Origin of the sequence: Kribbella sp. NPDC004875 (genome assembly GCF_042873375.1) — a bacterium.
In the GTDB taxonomy this organism is placed as follows: domain Bacteria; phylum Actinomycetota; class Actinomycetes; order Propionibacteriales; family Kribbellaceae; genus Kribbella.
The window spans coordinates 268127-284901 of sequence record NZ_JBIALI010000005.1; the positions used below are offsets into that span (position 1 = coordinate 268127).

The window sequence follows — 16775 nt, forward strand, 5'->3', positions numbered from 1 at the left end:
GGTGACCGCGACCCGCGCCGCGCGGCACCGGATGCCCGGGCGCCTGGTCATCGGTGGCGTGGCCGCCGTCGTCGTGGCCTCGCTGGCGCTGGTGGTCGCGCTCTACGCGGCGGGCAGTCAGCCGCGCGAGCTCGGCGGGATCGGCGGACCGGACATCTTCGTCTCCTGGCTGCTGCCGTTGCTCCGGCTGGTCTCCGTCCTGGCGACGGTCGGCTGCGCGGGTGCGCTGCTCGCGGCGGTGGTGCTGCTGCGGACCGACGGCGGACCGCTGGGTGTCCAGGGCCGGCGGGCGGTCCGGGACGCGAGCAACTCGGCGATCATCTGGGCGGTGTGCGCGCTGGCCGGCGCGGTCGTCACGGCGGCGATCCTGCTCGGCACCCCGGTCCGGCTGCTCCGGTTGCGGCTCGACGACGCCCTCGGCGTACCTGAGGTCAAGGCGCTACTGATCACCGGGATCCTGGTGGTCGCGCTGGCGATCGGGATCCGCCGGGTGCAGACGGCGTCCGCCGCGGGCCTCGGGGTGCTGGTGGCGATCGCCGCACTGGTCCCGACCGCGGTGACGGCGTACCCGCGCAACGAGTCGTACGTCGTACTCGCCGGCGCGGCGCTCGTGATCCACGTGATCGCCGCGACCACCTGGGTCGGCGGACTCGCGGGCCTGGTTCGTTACGGGCGGGCGAGCCGGACCGGACTGCGGATGGTGCTGGAGCGGTACCGCCAGGTCGCGTTCGTGTCGTCGATCGCCGTACTCGTGAGCGGCCTGGTCAGCGCCGCCGGCCGGTTGGCGGCGAGGGGTGGCGGCTGGGGCGCGATCGGCGACGCTCTCACCCAGGACGCGTACGGCGCTCTGCTGATCGTGAAGATCGTGGCGTTCCTGCTCCTGATCGTGCTCGCCGCCCTCCACCGCTCCCGCTCACACGGCGACCTCCTCGACGCCACCCTCCCCTTCTGGCGCATCGTCGGCTTCGAACTTCTGACGATGGCCATCGCCCTCGGTCTCTCGGTCGCCCTTTCGCAAACCGCCTAGGTCCAGGGCGCCGTTCGCAGCTCGGCGGTACTGCGGCGTTCGCGGCCGGCCGGCCGGTCTTCGGCGGCGCGGCCGACGGCGATCATCGAGATGATGTGCCAGCCGGCGCCGGGGTTCAGGTCGGTGGTCAGGGCGTCGAGGTCGAAGGCGCGGAACTGGCGGCAGGCCAGGTCCATCGAGTGGGCCTGGAGGGTCAGGTGCGCGACCGACTGGCCGAGGTCGTAGTCGGCGAAGTCGGAATACGCCCAGTCGGTGTCCTCGATGTACCGGTGGGCCATCGTCACGATCAGCAGGGACGCGGTCGGTGCCCAGCGGGCCGAGCTGCGGGCCAGGTGCTTGACCACGCGGTCGTGCGCGGGCTCGCCGCGGCGGGCGACGAAGTACGCCCACGGCTGGGAGTTCCCGGCCGACGGTGCCCAGCGGGCCGCTTCGAGGAGTGTCTCGACGTCGTCGTCCGAGACGGTCCAGCCGGTGTCGAAGCGCAACGGGCTGAAGCGGCTGGCGAGCAGCGGGTGCACGGGCATGACGTCGTACAACCGCCGCTCGGGTCCCTCCATTCCGGGCACTACGGTGGAGACATGGCCAACGAGCTCGGACGATCGACCAGCCCGTACCTGCGGCAGCACGCGGACAACCCGGTGGAGTGGCGGGAGTGGTCGGAGCGGGCGTTCGCCGAGGCCCGGGAGCGAGACGTCCCGATCTTCCTCTCGGTGGGGTACTCCGCTTGTCACTGGTGTCACGTGATGGCTCATGAGTCGTTCGAGGACGCGGCGACGGCGGCGTACCTGAGCGAGCACTTCGTGAGTGTGAAGGTCGACCGGGAGGAGCGGCCGGACGTCGACGCGATCTACATGGCGGCGACGGTGGCGATGACCGGGCAGGGCGGCTGGCCGATGTCGGTGTTCCTGACGCCGGCGGGGGAGCCGTTCTTCTGCGGGACGTACTTCCCGAAGGACTCCCGCGGCGGCATGGCGTCGTTCCGGCAGGTGCTCGAGGCGATCACCGACGCCTGGCAGAACCGGCGCGAGCAGATCGACGGCATCGGCAAGCGGGTGGTCGACCAGCTCGGCGCCCAGCAGCCCACCGAGGCCGGCGCGTTCGACCTCGGTCGCGCCGTCCAGTTGCTGAAGACCGACTTCGACCCGGTCGACGCCGGCTTCGGGCGGGCGCCGAAGTTCCCGCCGTCGATGGTGCTCGACTTCCTGCTCCGCCACCATCGCCGGACCGGTGACGAGGAGGCGCTGGCGATGGTCGCGCACACCTGCGACCGGATGGCGCGCGGCGGCATGTACGACCAGCTCGCCGGCGGTTTCGCCCGGTACTCCGTCGACGGCCAGTGGATCGTGCCGCACTTCGAGAAGATGCTGTACGACAACGCGCTGCTGCTCGACGTCTACACACACTGGTGGACGCTCTCGTCGGATCCGCTCGCGCGGCGGGTCGCCGAGGAGACCGCCGACTTCCTGCTCGCCGAGCTCCGGACACCGGAAGGTGGCTTCGCCTCCGCTCTCGACGCCGACACCGAAGGCGAGGAGGGCAGGTACTACGTCTGGACCCCCGAGCAGTTGCGCGCGGCCACCGACGACGCCGACTGGGTCATCGATCTCTGCGACGTCAGCGGAACCTTCGAGCACGGTACGTCGGTCCTCCAGCTACGGCAGGACCCGGACGACCCGGCCCGTTGGCAGCGCGTCCGCGAAACCCTCCGGCGGGCGCGGAGCAGCCGCACCTACCCGGGGCGCGACGACAAGGTGGTCGCCGCCTGGAACGGCCTGGCGATCACCGCACTCACCCGCGCCGGCGTCGTCCTTGAGAAGCCGGAGTACGTCGAAGCCGCGCGCGCCGCGGCCGAGCTGATCCGCGACGTGCACCTCGACGAGACCGGCCGGCTGTACCGCACGTCCCGCGACGGCGTGCGGGGGACCGCGCACGGCGTACTCGAGGACTATGCCGCGTTCGCGCAGGCCTGTGCGACCTTGCTGGGGGCAACCGGTGAGGCCGAATGGTTCCGGACTGCTGAGCGGTTGCTGGACCGGGTCCTTGAGCAGTTCGTAGCTGATGGCGCGTACTTCGACACTGCCGCGGATGCCGAGCAGCTGGTCTGGCGCCCGCAGGACGCGACCGACAACGCCACCCCGTCCGGCGTCAGCCTGGCCGCCGAGGCATTCAGCACGCTCGCGAGCCTGACCGGATCGGTCCGCTACGAGGCCGCCGCCGACCATGCCCTGCAGGCCTCCGCCGCGATCGCCGACCGTGCGCCCCGGTTCGCCGGCCGCGCTCTCGCGGTCGCCGAGACCATCGCCGGGGGACCGCTCGAGATCGCGATCGTCGGCGACCGGCCGGAGCTGACCAGGACCGCGTTCACCTTTGCTCCGTGGGGTACGGCGATCGTCAGCGGCGAGCCCGGTCTCGCCGTCCCGCTGATGGACGGGCGGCAGGAATCCGCGGCGTACGTGTGTCAGAAATTCACCTGCCGGCTGCCGGTCACGTTGCCGGAACACCTTCGCCGCGAGCTGCGCCCGGTGGACTGAGCCCTCCCCGGGTGCGGGTTTTCCCTGCCGTTTCACCCGAATCCCTTGACTCACGGCGACCGGACGGCAACAGTCGGTCCTCAGCCGGATGTAACAGAACTCGCACGTTCAGACACAAAGTGTCACAAATGAGGCAGTGGCACTGTTGCGTCAGCATCCGGCGCGTCCCCAACTGAATTCGGTCGCTGCGCCCAAACAGCGACCACACCGTGAGGAGATGTTGTCTTGAAACGACTGACATCAGCAGGGGCGGTGGCGATCGTCGCGGCAGCGGGTCTTGCCACTGGTATGGCGGGGTTCACCGCGTCGACCGCCGGTGCCGCCGACCGGACGGCTCCGCTCCCGGCGTCGGGCTTCAACCAGCCCGCCGCGGTCAAGGCCGAGCAGGCGCTGGCCCCGCAGACGGCCGTTGCCCTCGGCCTCGGCAAGGGTGAGCAGCTCAAGGTCCACGACGTCGTCAAGGACGCGGACGGTACGGAGTACGTCCGCTACGACCGCACCTACAACGGCCTGAAGGTCGTCGGCGGCGACCTGATCGTCAAGAGCAAGGGCGAGTCCATCGGTCAGGTCACCTACAACCGTGGCGCCAAGTCCGTCGCCGTCGCCACCAAGCCGACTCTGTCCCAGTCGGCGGCGCTCGCGAAGGGCGCGGAGTCGGCGAAGTTCAAGGCCACTGGCAACAAGGGTGAACTGGTCGTCTTCGTGACGCCGACCAAGCCCGTGCTCGCCTACGAGGTCGTCACGACCGGCGTGAAGCCCGACCAGACCCCGTCGGTGCTGCACTCGTTCGTGGACGCGAAGTCCGGCAAGGTGCTGGCGCAGGACGACGAGATCAAGACCGGCACCGGCAACTCGATGTACGCCGGCAAGGTCACCATCGGTACGTCGGGTTCGTCCGGCAACTTCACGATGACCGACTCGACCCGCGGTGGCAACTACACCACGGACCTGAAGGGTGCGACGTCCGGCAACGGCACGACGTTCACCGACGCCGACGACACCTGGGGCAGCGGTGCCGCCTCGGACCGCGCGACCGCCGCCGTGGACGCGCACTACGGTTCGCAGCTGACCTGGGACTACTACAAGAACGTCCACGGCCGGAACGGCATCTTCAACAACGGCCAGGGCGCCCGTTCCCGGGTGCACTACGGCAACGCCTACGTGAACGCGTTCTGGGACGGCACCCAGATGACGTACGGCGACGGCATCAGCAACACCCACCCGCTGACCGCGATCGACGTCGCCGGCCACGAGATGAGCCACGGTGTCACCGAGGCGACCGCCAACCTGGACTACTCCGGTGACGCGGGCGGCCTGAACGAGGCGACCTCCGACATCTTCGGCACCATGGTCGAGTTCTACGCGAACAACTCCACCGACCCGGGTGACTACCTGATCGGCGAGAAGATCAACATCAACGGCGACGGTACGCCGCTGCGCTACATGGACAAGCCGTCGAAGGACGGGGCCAGCGTGGACTGCTGGTCGACCAGCACCGGCGGCCTCGACCCGCACTACTCGTCCGGCCCGCTGAACCACTGGTTCTACCTGGCCTCCGAGGGCACCGGCAGCAAGACCATCAACGGTGTCACCTACAACAGCACCGCCTGCAACGGTACGACGTTCGCCGGTGTCGGCCGCGACGTCGCCTCGAAGGTCTGGTACCGCACGCTGAGCACCAAGCTCAGCTCGGGCAGCACCTACAAGGACGCCCGCGAAGGTGCGATCACCTCCGCGAAGGAGCTGTACGGCGCGGACTCCGCGGAGTGCAAGGGCATCGAGGCCGCATTCAGCGGGATCGCCGTCCCGGCCGGATCGGCCGCCTGCGGTGGTGGCACCACGCCGCCGCCGACCGGCGACAACCTGCTGAAGAACCCGGGCTTCGAGTCCGGTGCGGTCGACTGGACCGGCACGTCCGGCCCGATCACCAACAACACCGGCCGCCCGGCGCGGACCGGTAGCTGGAAGCTGTGGCTGCAGGGCAACGGTCGCGCCACCACCGAGAACGTCGGCCAGTCGGTCGCGATCCCGGCGTCGGCGACCACCGCGACCCTGACCTTCTGGATCCGGATCGACACCGCGGAGACCACCACGACCACGGCGTACGACACCGCGAAGGTTCAGGTCGTCGACGGGTCGACCACGAGCACGCTGGCGACGTACTCGAACCTGAACAAGAACACGTCGTACGTGCAGAAGACGGTGAACCTGTCGGCGTACAAGGGCAAGACCGTCACGGTGAAGTTCGTCGGCCAGGAGGACTCCTCCGCGCAGACCAGCTTCGTCATCGACGACACCTCCCTGACCGCGAGCTGACCTCGCGGTGATTCGTCCGGGGCGTGCGCGGCCCTCCGCCCGGGCCCGCACGCCCCGGATTTCCTGTGGGTCAAAGGAGATCCAGCCATGCGCAAGTTTCTCGTCCCCGGAGTCGGCGCCGCCCTCGTCGCCGGTGTCCTGCTTGCCCCGGGCAACGCCGCGGTCGCGGCCGACTCGCCCGACATCTCCGTCACCAACACCAAGGCCCACCTGGACCAGCTGCAGTCGATTGCCACCAGCAACGGTGGGAACCGCTACACCGGCCGGCCCGGGTACAAGGCGTCGGCCGATTACGTCAAGGCCAAGCTGGACGCGGCCGGTTACACCACCACCTTGCAGTCCTTCAGTACCTCGGCGGGTACGTCGTACAACGTGATCGCGGAGTGGCCGCACGGCGACGCGGACCACGTGGTGATGGCGGGTTCGCACCTGGACAGCGTCAGCGCCGGTCCGGGAATCAACGACAACGGCTCAGGTAGCGCCGGCGTACTCGAAACCGCCCTCGCTTACGCTGCCAGCGGCCAGACCCCGAAGAACCGGCTGCGGTTCGGCTTCTGGGGGTCGGAGGAACTCGGGCTGCTCGGCTCGAAGTACTACGTGAACAACCTGCCGGCCGCCGACCGGGACAAGATCGAGCTGTATCTGAACTTCGACATGATCGCGTCCCCGAACCCGGGCTACTTCGTGTACGACGACAACCCCTCCGGCGACGCGGCTCGGGACGATCTCGTCACGTACTTCACCGGCAAGAACGTCCAGACCGAGTTCATCGACGTCCAGGGCCGCTCCGACCATGCTGCCTTCCGATCGTTGGGCATCCCCACGGCCGGGACGTTCTCCGGCGCCGAGGAGATCAAGACGTCGGCCCAGGCCACCAAGTGGGGAGGGACGGCGGGGCAGGCCTTCGATGCCTGCTACCACCGTTCCTGCGACACGATCAGCAACCTGGACCTGACCTCGCTCGACCGCCAGATCGATGCCATCGGCCACATGATCTGGCTGTACGCGCAGAAGGACTACACCGGCGGCCCACCACCGGCCGGCGGCAACCTCCTGCAGAACCCGGGCTTCGAGTCCGGTACGGCGAACTGGACCGGAACGACCGGCCCGATCACCGACAACACCGGGCGCCCGGCGCACAGCGGTAGCTGGAAGGCGTGGCTCCAGGGCAACGGCCGTGCCACCACCGAGAACATCGCTCAGTCGGTCGCGATCCCGGCGACCGCCACCGCGGCCTCGTTGTCGTTGTGGATCCGGATCGATACCGCGGAGACCACGTCCGCCACGGTGTACGACACGGTGAAGGTGCAGGTCGTCGACGGGTCCACGGCGACCACGCTGGCGACGTACTCGAACCTGGACAAGTCCGCGTCGTACGTGCAGAAGACGCTCGATGTCACGCAGTACAAGGGGAAGACGGTCACGGTGAAGTTCGTCGGCCAGGAGGATTCCTCCGCGCAGACCAGCTTCGTGATCGACGACGTGGCCCTGACGGCCGGCTAGATCTTTGTGCAGAGCTTGCCTGGTGGGATGGCGGCTTCGGTGAGCAACTTGTTCACCGGGGCCGCCAGTGGCTTGAGTTCCGGGTCCTCGATGCGGGCGGTCTTACCGTTCGCCGAGACCGCGACGACCATGTCGTCCGGGTGCTTCGTCGACGGTTTCGTCGCCACCAGGCTCGCCCAGTCGACTTGCTGAGCAGCCGTGCTGATCGTGGTCAGCAGGCTCGGGTCGAGCTTGCACCGGATCGTCTGCTTTCCGCGCGCGCTCACGGTCGCGATGCCGTCGGGGCTGATCTGCACCTGGTCGTCGAACCCCGCGAACCCACCGGTCCTGGACACCGTGAGTGGCAAGCCGGCTCCGACCGGCGTCGATTGCGTGACCGACGCCGTCGGCAACGTCGGCGGTGGCGAGCTCACCGGCGTACCACCGCTCGATCCGGACTCGTCGCCGCACCCGCTCAGCACGACTCCCGCGACGGTCATGAACACGGCCACTGCTGCGTATCTGCTCAGGTTCCTCACGCACCATGGATACCCGTTGGCATGCCGTTCGTTGCAGCTGTGACACGACTGAGATGTGATCGTCAGACGACCGGCGACACCAGGTCGACCATCGCGCGGGTCAACCGGACCCGCTGCTCGAACAGCTCCGGCGACGCGTCGGCCTTGCCGAACAGCTCGAGCGGCAAAGCGGTGAAGGCGGCGCGGATGAGCAGCGAGCCGAGGTACCCGTACAGCACCTCCTCCTCGGACACCTGCATCCCCTCGATCGCCAGGCCGTCCCGGAACGCCTTCAGGATCACGCGATGCACCGCCGGCAGGGCGTCCGGCGCGAGCTCGCCGGCATGCGCCAGCCCGATCAGCAACTGGCCTAGATCGAATCCGACCGCCTGTGGACAGTCGAAGCCCCAGTCGATCGCCACGAACTCGTCAGGTGCGTCCTGGGGGACCAGCAGGTTCTGCGGGCTCGCGTCACCGTGCTGGTAGCACTGCGGCAACGCCTCGAGCGCATCGAGTACGGCGGGAACCCGGGCTCCCATGTCGAGCAGATCGTCACGCAGGCTGTGGTCACCGAGATGGCAGACGGCTGCGCTGAGCAGCGGATTCCGCCAGGTCCGCGGATCCGCGAGCGCCGGCAGTGCGGACTTCAGGACGCGCCCGTCGGCGTAGTAGCGCAGCGCGTAGCCGGGAGTGCTGGACGAGTCGCGGGGGAGTAGCGGTTCGACGAGATGCGGTTGCCGGCGCGCGGACAACCGGCCGAGCAGGTACGCCGCGCGCTCGAACCGTTCCATCGGCCAGGGCCCCCATTCCTGGACGACGTTCTCCATCCACAACGTGCCGCGATCGTCGTCGTACAGGTCGATGCGGTAGGCGGTTGCCAGCCGCATGCCCGCAGGCATCAGGTCGCCGACGCCGCTGCGATGGACGGCGATCTCCAGCTGCCACGGCATGTAGTCGATGAAGCTCTGCCGGTACTCCTGCGGCACCAGTTCGATGATCGGGGAGTGGCGCACCGACTGGAGCTTCTTGACGAAGCAGGACCACTCCTGGCCGCCGGCTGTCGTGCCGAACACCCGATGCAACGACTCGGTGCTCGGTGTTCCGATCGGGTAGTCGACCGGAACGACCCGGACCGTGCCCGGCACGGCCGCTGGATCCCCGGTGATCGTCCGCACGAGCGCGGCCAGGTCCGCTGCCCCCAGAGCGTCCCGGCCCAACGGTGCCAACTCCGCGATCATGGTCCCCCCAAATACCTCCGACTCCGCCGTGGTCAGCGCGACAACGCTGGAAGTAAAGCGGCCTTACTATCGGCATAGTAAAGTTGCTTTATGACCTCCGTCAACGACGGCCCCCGCGTCGGCTCCGATCACATCGCGAACCTCCTCGGCAGAGCCCTCGGTGCGATCCGCGCCGAGATCCTGGCCACCGCGGAGCAGCAGTACCCCGGCCTGCGCGTCTCGCACTACCGCCTCCTCGACCTGATCCCACCCGACGGCGCCCGAATCACCGACCTCGCCGAGGTTGCCGCGATGACCAAGCAAGGCCTCGGTCAGCACGTCGACTACCTGCAGAAACTCGGCTACACCGAATCCGACCGACTCCGGGGCGACCGCCGCGTCCGTCTGGTCCGCCGCACACCCCTCGGCGACGAGGCAGTCGCCTTCAGCCGAGCCGCCATCGCAAGAGTCGAGAGCCAATGGTCCGACCACCTCGGCCCAGCCCGCTACCAAGCCCTACGCCAAATGCTCCACGACCTAACCCCCTGACCCGGCCCCACATCCGCCATGTCCACCTGCCATGTGCCACGACTCGGTGGTTCGGCGGCCTTGCGAGCCGAGGGTCTGTGAACAGGAAGCAGTCCCGGTGCACAGGTAATACCAGGTCCCCACACCCCAGTACCTGTTCAAACCCCCGGCCGCGGTCCCCCCAAACGCGGCGGTGGGGTTAGCCGGCGTGGTACGTCGCGATGCTTACGGCGATGTAGTGGCAGATGAAGGCGGCGACGGTGAAGGCGTGGAAGATCTCGTGGAAGCCGAACCAGCGGGGTGACGGGTTGGGGCGTTTGGTGCCGTAGACGACGGCGCCGATCGAGTACAGGCCGCCGCCGACCGCGATCAGGGTGACGACGGCCGCGCCGCCGGCGTGGTAGATGTCGCCCATCCAGAAGATCGCGACCCAGCCGAGGGCCAGGTAGATCGGGGTGTAGATCCAGCGCGGTGCGCTCAGCCAGAAGATCCGGAACAGGATCCCGAGTGTCGCGCCGCCCCAGACGAGCCCGAGCAACAGCACCCGGTCCTTGCCGTGCAGCAGCACCATCCCGAGCGGGGTGTAGGTGCCGGCGATCAGCAGGAAGATGTTGCTGTGGTCGAGCCGGCGCAGGATCGCCTCGCCGGTCGGGCCCCAGTAGAACCGGTGGTACAGCGCGGAGATCCCGAACAGCAGCATCGAGCCGGCGGTATAGACCGCGGCGGCCCAGCGGGCGTTCGCGTGTGGGGCGAGGCAGATCAGCACGATGCCGGCGGCGGTGGCGAACGGGAAGGTGCCGGCGTGTAGCCAGCCACGAAGTTTTGGCTTGAGCGGCCCGAGCCGGCCGGAGAGCCGGTGCCCGAGGTCTTGGGGCTGGGCGCTGGTAGCGGTCATCGCCGTCCTTTCGAGGGGTGTCGGGCGGTTCGTACCTACGCAACCGTAACCTACGGCACCGTAGGTAACATCGGCCGGAAGAACGAAATGTAGGCGAAGTCACCGCCCGAGTGCAGGTCCCCCGCGTTTACGATGCACGAACTCCGCAGAAAGTTCGACCTTTCTGGCACCTTTCCGTGAGCCACTCCAGGGCCTCTCGCACCGGGTGAATCTGGGCTAGCCTCGTGATCGAGAGTCTTTGAGGAGAGCATCCTGCCCATGCGGACACCTGGCAAACAGAAGCTGCGCGACGCGGTCTACGGACTGTACGAGCGCCGGCTGCGGCGATCGTTGGCGCCGGACCGGATTCCCCGGCACATCGGCGTCATCATCGACGGGAACCGGCGCTGGGCCCGCCAGGGCGGCGACCCGGTGTCGCGCGGCCACGAGGCCGGGGCGAACAAGATCTCCGAGTTCCTGGACTGGTGCGACGACGTCGGCGTGAAGGTCGTCACGGTGTGGATGCTGTCCACCGACAACCTGACCCGTCCGGCGGACGAGCTCGAGCCGCTGCTGCGGATCATCGAGCAGACGGTCGAGGAGCTGACCGCGATCGGCCGCTACCGGATCCACCCGGTCGGCGCGCTCGACCTGCTGCCCGGCACGACGGCGGAGGCGCTGAAGGCGGCCGAGACCGCCACTCAGGACGTCCAGGGCATGCTGGTCAACGTCGCCGTCGGGTACGGCGGCCGTCGCGAGCTCGCCGATGCGGTCCGCTCGCTGCTGCTCGAAGAAGCGGCGAAGGGCATGTCGATCGAGGAGCTGGCGGACCGGGTCGACGTCGAGCACATCGCCCGGCACCTGTACACGAAGGGTCAGCCGGACCCCGACCTCGTCATTCGGACCTCGGGTGAGCAGCGTCTCGGCGGCTTCCTGCTCTGGCAGAGCGCGCTCAGCGAGTTCTACTTCTGTGAGGCGCTCTGGCCGGACTTCCGGCACGTCGACTTCCTGCGCGCGGTCCGGAGCTACGCCCAGCGGGAACGCCGGTTCGGGACCTGACACCGCGGCCGCAGCGCGAACACGCCGTACGGCGTCTGAGGTAGTACGCGTACGTCGCGACGCCCAGCGCCGCACCCCAGACGGTCCAGAGGACGCCCGGGGCGTTGATCGCCCAGTTGTCGCCGTCGAGGGGCAGCCGGGCGTTCATCAGTCCGGCCGGGATCAGCACGACCGCGACGACCGACGCCGGGATGATCGCGAGGTACGGCGGAACGCGCCGGCCCGCCCGGAGCCAGATCCACCGCGGGTACACCTCGCCCCAGCGATGGACGAGCCCGTGGGTCAGGACACCGCCGGCGAGACCCATGACGGCCAGGCCGAGCCCCATTTCGAGCATCCCCGGCGTGTCGGCCATCATCTGGTGGAACTCGCCGCTGATGCCGACCGGCCAGCCGAAGTACCAGGCGATCCGGGTGAACTCGTACGGAAGATTCGCCACCACCGCGACGGCGACGGCCCACCGGCCCCAGCGCAGCGCGGCCGGCGGACTCGTCCACGCCGGCTCGGCGTCTCCCCGGCCACAGGAGACGCACAGACCTCGGCTCCGGCGGTGGTAGGCGAGGGCGGTCGCCGCCCAGAGCAGGCCGCCGACGAACAGCACGATCAGGTTCACCCGGTGCCAGTACAGGATGTCGCCGACCCCACCCTGCGCCCCCGGTACGCCGGTGAACGCGAACACGAGCAGTGCCGGCGCCAGCGCGACCATGGCGATCAGTGTGTAGTCGGGTATCACCAACGCCAGTACGACCGCGAGTACGGCGGCAACTGTCTGCAGCACCCACCCGCGCGGCGTACGGCGTGCCATGACCAGCGCGAGCGCCACGCCGCCGAGGCCGATCGCAGCCATCACGGGTGCGACGACGTGGACCGGCGTACCCTCCAGGATCGACGCTGTCGCGCGATCGTCCGGGACGGGCGCGAACGGGTAGCCCGCGCCGCCGAGGGTCCAGTAGAGCCCGAGTACGCCGTACCCCAGGGACCAGAGCGCGGTGGCGTACCCGGTCCACGACGGCCAGTTCTTCCTCATGCACCGAGAGTCGCCTGCGCGGACACGTACCGGATCACTCGGTGGAGTGATCAAGGTCCCCCGGAAGAAGCAACCCGGAAGGCGTAACGCCCTGTTAACCCCGTGGCCGGGCGTGTCGGGCTGCGCCGTTTGCGGGACCCTCCTACTCTGGCAGAGACGGTCGGAGGGGAAGCCGGCTGTCCGGGAGGCCCGATCAGTTTGAGAATCTCGTCCCAGCCGGTGGCCCTGTGAGGGGCCGAACGGAGTACCCGAGACCTCTGGTCTCGAGCTCACTGATTGCCGTTGCCGCTCGTCACGCGGCGCGGACGGGGTCTGCACCGGACCCCAGGGGCAGCACCCGGTCCATCACCTAACCACTGGCGGGCCGGGGCGAGGGTGCACGTCACGGCCTAAGAAGAGGACGTGCGACATGGCCATCCACGCCAAGGCGTCAAGTACCTCATCCACACCGGACCAGCGCACGTTCGTGCTGGACACCTCGGTGCTCCTCTCCGACCCGCACGCGATGCTGCGGTTCGACGAGCACGAGGTGGTCGTCCCGGTGGTCGTCGTCACCGAATTGGAGGCCAAACGGCATCACCCGGAACTCGGCTACTTCGCCCGCACCGCGCTGCGACTGCTCGACGAGCTCCGGATCCTGCACGGACGTCTGGACGCGCCCCTGCCAGTGGGGGAGAAGGGTGGAACTCTCCGGGTCGAGCTGAATCACACCGACCCCGAGACCCTGCCGGCCGGTTTCCGGCTCGGTGACAACGACAGCCGGATCCTGGCCGTGGCCTGCAACTTCATGGCCGAGGGCAAGGACGTGACGCTGGTCTCGAAGGACCTGCCGATGCGGGTCAAGGCGTCGGCGTGCGGTCTGCAGGCCGAGGAGTACCGGGCCGAGCTGACCCTGGAGTCGGGCTGGACCGGAATGGCCGAGCTCGAGGTCGAGACACACGTCGTGGACGACCTGTACGAGAACGGCAACGTCGAGCTGCCGGAGGCCGGGGAGTTCCCGACCCACACCGGACTGGTGATGCTGTCCGACCGTGGCAGCGCGCTCGGCCGGGTGATGCCGGACAAGCGGATCCGGCTGGTCCGCGGCGACCGGGAGGCGTTCGGGATCCGCGGCCGGTCCGCCGAGCAGCGGGTCGCGCTCGACCTGCTGCTGGACCCCGACGTCGGGATCATCTCGCTCGGCGGCCGCGCCGGTACCGGTAAGTCGGCGCTCGCGCTGTGTGCCGGCCTGGAGTCGGTGATGGAGCGCCGCCAGCACAAGAAGGTCGTCGTCTTCCGGCCGCTGTTCGCGGTCGGCGGCCAGGAGCTCGGGTACCTGCCGGGTTCGGAGTCGGAGAAGATGCAGCCGTGGGCCCAGGCCGTCTACGACACGCTGGGCGCGCTGACGAGCAGCGACGTGATCGACGAGGTCATCGACCGGGGCATGCTCGAGGTGCTGCCGCTGACCCACATCCGCGGCCGGTCGCTGCACGACGCGTTCGTGATCGTCGACGAGGCGCAGTCGCTGGAGCGGAACGTGCTGCTCACGGTGTTGTCCCGAGTAGGCGCGAACTCGCGGGTGGTGCTCACCCACGACGTCGCCCAGCGGGACAACCTGCGGGTCGGCCGGCACGACGGCGTGGTCGCGGTGGTCGAGCAGCTGAAGGGTCACCCGCTGTTCGCGCACGTCACGCTGACCCGCTCGGAGCGCTCGCCGATCGCGGCGCTGGTCACCGAGATGCTCGACGACCTGCAGCTGTGACCGGGGCGGTGGGCCGATGGTCTCGGTGCCGACGGTATCTGTAAGGAGCGTCTGAGTTATTGGGTCATAGCATTCTGTAAAGCGAGAGTAAGAACGGTGCGGTCGCCACGCGGCGACCGCACCGTTCGTTCGTGACCTGCTTGTGATCACGGACGGTTTACGCCAGAGTATGTTCTCGTTGCAGCCGACGGGGGTCGGGTTTTCTCGGAAGGACAGATGAAAGCGAAGCGCTCCGTCGCGGTTCTGGCAGTGACTGGAATCGCCGTGGTCTCCGTGGTCGTCGGTGTCGATCTCTTCAGCTCCCCCGGGAGCAGCAGTGCGTCGGAGCAGGTGTCCGGCCGCGCGGAGATGGCAGTCATCAACAGCGGCAAGGTGATCGCCTCCGACGACAAGCCGTCCACCGCGCCGTCATCCTCCGCCGCTGACGCCGCCGCCGACGCGGTCCGGATGCGGAACCAGGTCGAGGCGATCGCCCAGCAGCAGGTCGCTCTGCAGAACGCCGCCGACCTGAAGATGGCCGGCAAGAACGCCGCGCTGAAGCGGTACGAGGCGCTGGCCCGGGCCGCCCGCTCGGCCAGCGAGGAGCGCGCCAGCCGGGACGCCGAGCGGAAGAAGTACGAGGGCACGCCGAAGGAGGTCGCGATGAACCTCCTCCCCGACCACGGCTGGGGTCAGGGCCAGTTCAGCTGCCTGGAGAAGCTCTGGAACAAGGAGTCCCGCTGGAAGGTCAGCGCGGCGAACCCGACGTCCTCGGCGTACGGCATCCCGCAGGCCCTGCCCGGTAAGCGGATGGCCGCGTACGGCTCCGACTGGCGGACCAACCCGGTGACCCAGATCAAGTGGGGTCTGGACTACATCGAGGCCACCTACGGCTCGCCGTGCTCCGCGTGGGCGCACTCGGTGGCCAAGAACTGGTACTGACCCGTCACCCGATCCGGAACACCGGACCGAAGCTTCCGTCGCCGGCAGCCTTCAGCACGGTGTCCGCGCCGGTGGTTGTCAGCGTGATCGGTTGCCCACCCACCCGATTTGCCTGACCGCTCAGCTTGATGTCCTTGAGGACGATGTCCCCCTTCGGTTGCCCGAGTACGACGGCGTACACCGCCTTGCCCTTCTGGGTGAACATCACCTGATCGCCGGCCGCCGTGGTCGCCGACGGGCGCGTCCAGGGACGGGTGCCGTCCATGGCCTCCCGGTTGACCTTCAGCCAGGCTCCGATCGCGGTGAGGCGGCTCAGCTGCTCCGGGACGATCTCGCCCGCACCCCCGCTCGGTCCGACGTTCAGCAGCAGGGCGCCGTTGTTGGCCGCGGCCTTCGCGAGTGACCCGATCAGATCCGCCGGCTTGGCGTAGTCCTGGCCGGTCTCCTCGCGGTTGTAGCCGAACGAGCCGCCGATGCCGCGGTCCTGCTGCCAGAACTTGTCCTGGATGGTGTCGAAGTCGGTGTACTCCGGTGTGCGGAAGTCACTGTGCGGAGCGGGCTTCTGGGTGTTGACGCCTTCCGCCACACCAGGCAGCTTGAACAGGCCCTTCATGAGCTGGTCAAAGCCCCAGCGCAGCGGTTGCACACCCAGCAGCTGCCGGCCGAACGACGCCGTACCCCAGCGATCGTCGACGACGCCGTCCGGGACGGTGTTGTAGTAGTCCGCCATCAGTGAGTAGAGCCGCTTGGAGCCGGTCGGCCAGGAGATGTCGTTCCAGAGGATGTCCGGCTTGTACCGCGTGATCAGCTCGCGGACCTGTGCCTCGGCGTACTTGCGGTAGTCCTCGCCGTAGTGCAGGTAGGCGTAGTCGCCCAGCGTCTTCACGGTCTTGCGCTGGAACGTCCAGTCGACCCCACCGGAGTAGTAGACGCCGAACTTGAGCCCCTGCTTGCGCACTGCCGCGGCCAGCTCGCCCATCAGGTCCCGCTGGGCGTGGAAGTCCGGTGCGTGTGGGTTGCGGACCTGCGTGGGCCACAGCGAGTACCCGTCGGCGTACTTGGCCGTCACCACGATGTACGACGCTCCGGCGGCCCTGAACTGTGCTGCCCACCGATCAGGATTCCATTGCGCCAGTCCGGCGTCGAACTGCTTGGTGAAGTCGCTGTACGGCGCGTCGCCGTAGTGCTCGCGGTGATACCGGCCGGTCGGCGAGTCCGGGTCCTTCATCGCGTTCGCATAGTCCTCGGCGTACGGGTTGTGCGTCATCGCGTTCCCGTACTGCGTCTCGAGGAGCTTGGCGAACGTGGTGCCCTTCGTGGCGAAGCCCGGCACCGAGTAGAGCCCCCAGTGGATCATGATCCCGAACTTGGCGTTGGCGAACCACTCCGGCAACGGATGCTTGTTCAGCGACTCCACGGTCGCTTCGTACGGCCCGTTGGTCGTCATCTCGGCCCGGCGGTTGTCCTGCCAGGTCCACACGGCCGAGCACCCGGCAAAGATCAGCACCAAGACAACGACCACCAGTGCGAACCG

General features: G+C 68.5%; 14 protein-coding genes. 8 read left to right on the top strand and 6 right to left on the bottom strand.

All coding sequences use genetic code 11. The features are described from left to right. Position 1 precedes the first annotated feature (1 nt). Positions 2 to 1027 carry a CopD family protein gene (locus ACFYRH_RS27770; protein ID WP_387781437.1) on the top strand — a complete coding sequence of 342 codons (1026 nt, stop codon included), beginning with the start codon at positions 2 to 4 and terminating at the stop codon, positions 1025 to 1027. Here ACFYRH_RS27770 and ACFYRH_RS27775 read toward each other — a convergent pair. Then, positions 1024 to 1584, bottom strand: coding sequence for a nitroreductase family protein (locus ACFYRH_RS27775; protein WP_387781440.1), 561 nt, complete (start codon positions 1582 to 1584; stop codon positions 1024 to 1026). The two genes, ACFYRH_RS27770 and ACFYRH_RS27775, sit on opposite strands and share 4 nt — an antisense overlap. 21 nt (positions 1585 to 1605) lie before the next feature. Here ACFYRH_RS27775 and ACFYRH_RS27780 point away from each other — a divergent pair, with 21 nt between their 5' ends. The 3 genes from ACFYRH_RS27780 to ACFYRH_RS27790 all read left to right on the top strand — a co-directional run bounded on the left by ACFYRH_RS27780 (position 1606) and on the right by ACFYRH_RS27790 (position 7377). Further along, the gene (locus ACFYRH_RS27780; protein WP_387781443.1) at positions 1606 to 3558 is read left to right on the top strand and encodes a thioredoxin domain-containing protein; all 1953 of its coding nucleotides are present in this window, start codon (positions 1606 to 1608) and stop codon (positions 3556 to 3558) included. 225 nt (positions 3559 to 3783) lie between these two features. After that, positions 3784 to 5874, top strand: coding sequence for a M4 family metallopeptidase (locus ACFYRH_RS27785; RefSeq protein ID WP_387781446.1), 2091 nt, complete (start codon positions 3784 to 3786; stop codon positions 5872 to 5874). An 87-nt stretch (positions 5875 to 5961) separates the two neighbouring features. After that, a complete protein-coding gene (locus ACFYRH_RS27790; protein ID WP_387781449.1) occupies positions 5962 to 7377 on the top strand; it encodes a M28 family metallopeptidase in 1416 nt (471 codons plus the stop codon). Here the strand turns inward: ACFYRH_RS27790 and ACFYRH_RS27795 are convergent. Continuing rightward, a complete protein-coding gene (locus ACFYRH_RS27795; protein WP_387781452.1) occupies positions 7374 to 7856 on the bottom strand; it encodes a hypothetical protein in 483 nt (160 codons plus the stop codon). The genes ACFYRH_RS27790 and ACFYRH_RS27795 overlap by 4 nt on opposite strands. Positions 7857 to 7957: 101 nt before the next feature. Further along, the gene (locus ACFYRH_RS27800) at positions 7958 to 9112 is read right to left on the bottom strand and encodes a phosphotransferase (protein ID WP_387781454.1); all 1155 of its coding nucleotides are present in this window, start codon (positions 9110 to 9112) and stop codon (positions 7958 to 7960) included. A gap of 90 nt (positions 9113 to 9202) precedes the next feature. Between ACFYRH_RS27800 and ACFYRH_RS27805 the strand changes: the two genes are divergently transcribed. Beyond that, on the top strand, positions 9203 to 9640 hold the full coding sequence (locus tag ACFYRH_RS27805) for a MarR family winged helix-turn-helix transcriptional regulator (RefSeq protein WP_387781457.1): 438 nt from the start codon (positions 9203 to 9205) through the stop codon (positions 9638 to 9640). A gap of 178 nt (positions 9641 to 9818) precedes the next feature. On the opposite strand, the gene ACFYRH_RS27810 is transcribed toward ACFYRH_RS27805, so the two are convergent. Continuing rightward, entirely contained in the window at positions 9819 to 10514 is a 696-nt protein-coding gene (locus ACFYRH_RS27810; RefSeq protein WP_387781460.1) for a hemolysin III family protein, read from the bottom strand. A 258-nt stretch (positions 10515 to 10772) separates the two neighbouring features. Here ACFYRH_RS27810 and ACFYRH_RS27815 point away from each other — a divergent pair, with 258 nt between their 5' ends. After that, complete coding sequence (locus ACFYRH_RS27815; protein ID WP_387781463.1) at positions 10773 to 11552, top strand: isoprenyl transferase; 780 nt, start codon at positions 10773 to 10775, stop codon at positions 11550 to 11552. Here the strand turns inward: ACFYRH_RS27815 and ACFYRH_RS27820 are convergent. Then, on the bottom strand, positions 11446 to 12579 hold the full coding sequence (locus tag ACFYRH_RS27820; RefSeq protein ID WP_387781465.1) for an NYN domain-containing protein: 1134 nt from the start codon (positions 12577 to 12579) through the stop codon (positions 11446 to 11448). The two genes, ACFYRH_RS27815 and ACFYRH_RS27820, sit on opposite strands and share 107 nt — an antisense overlap. A gap of 409 nt (positions 12580 to 12988) precedes the next feature. Between ACFYRH_RS27820 and ACFYRH_RS27825 the strand changes: the two genes are divergently transcribed. Continuing rightward, complete coding sequence (locus ACFYRH_RS27825; RefSeq protein WP_387781467.1) at positions 12989 to 14320, top strand: PhoH family protein; 1332 nt, start codon at positions 12989 to 12991, stop codon at positions 14318 to 14320. Positions 14321 to 14536: 216 nt separating this feature from the next. Continuing rightward, positions 14537 to 15241, top strand: coding sequence for a hypothetical protein (locus tag ACFYRH_RS27830; RefSeq protein WP_387781470.1), 705 nt, complete (start codon positions 14537 to 14539; stop codon positions 15239 to 15241). 4 nt (positions 15242 to 15245) lie between these two features. Here the strand turns inward: ACFYRH_RS27830 and ACFYRH_RS27835 are convergent, their stop codons facing one another. Then, positions 15246 to 16763 carry an alpha-L-fucosidase gene (locus ACFYRH_RS27835; RefSeq protein ID WP_387781473.1) on the bottom strand — a complete coding sequence of 506 codons (1518 nt, stop codon included), beginning with the start codon at positions 16761 to 16763 and terminating at the stop codon, positions 15246 to 15248. Positions 16764 to 16775: the final 12 nt, after the last annotated feature.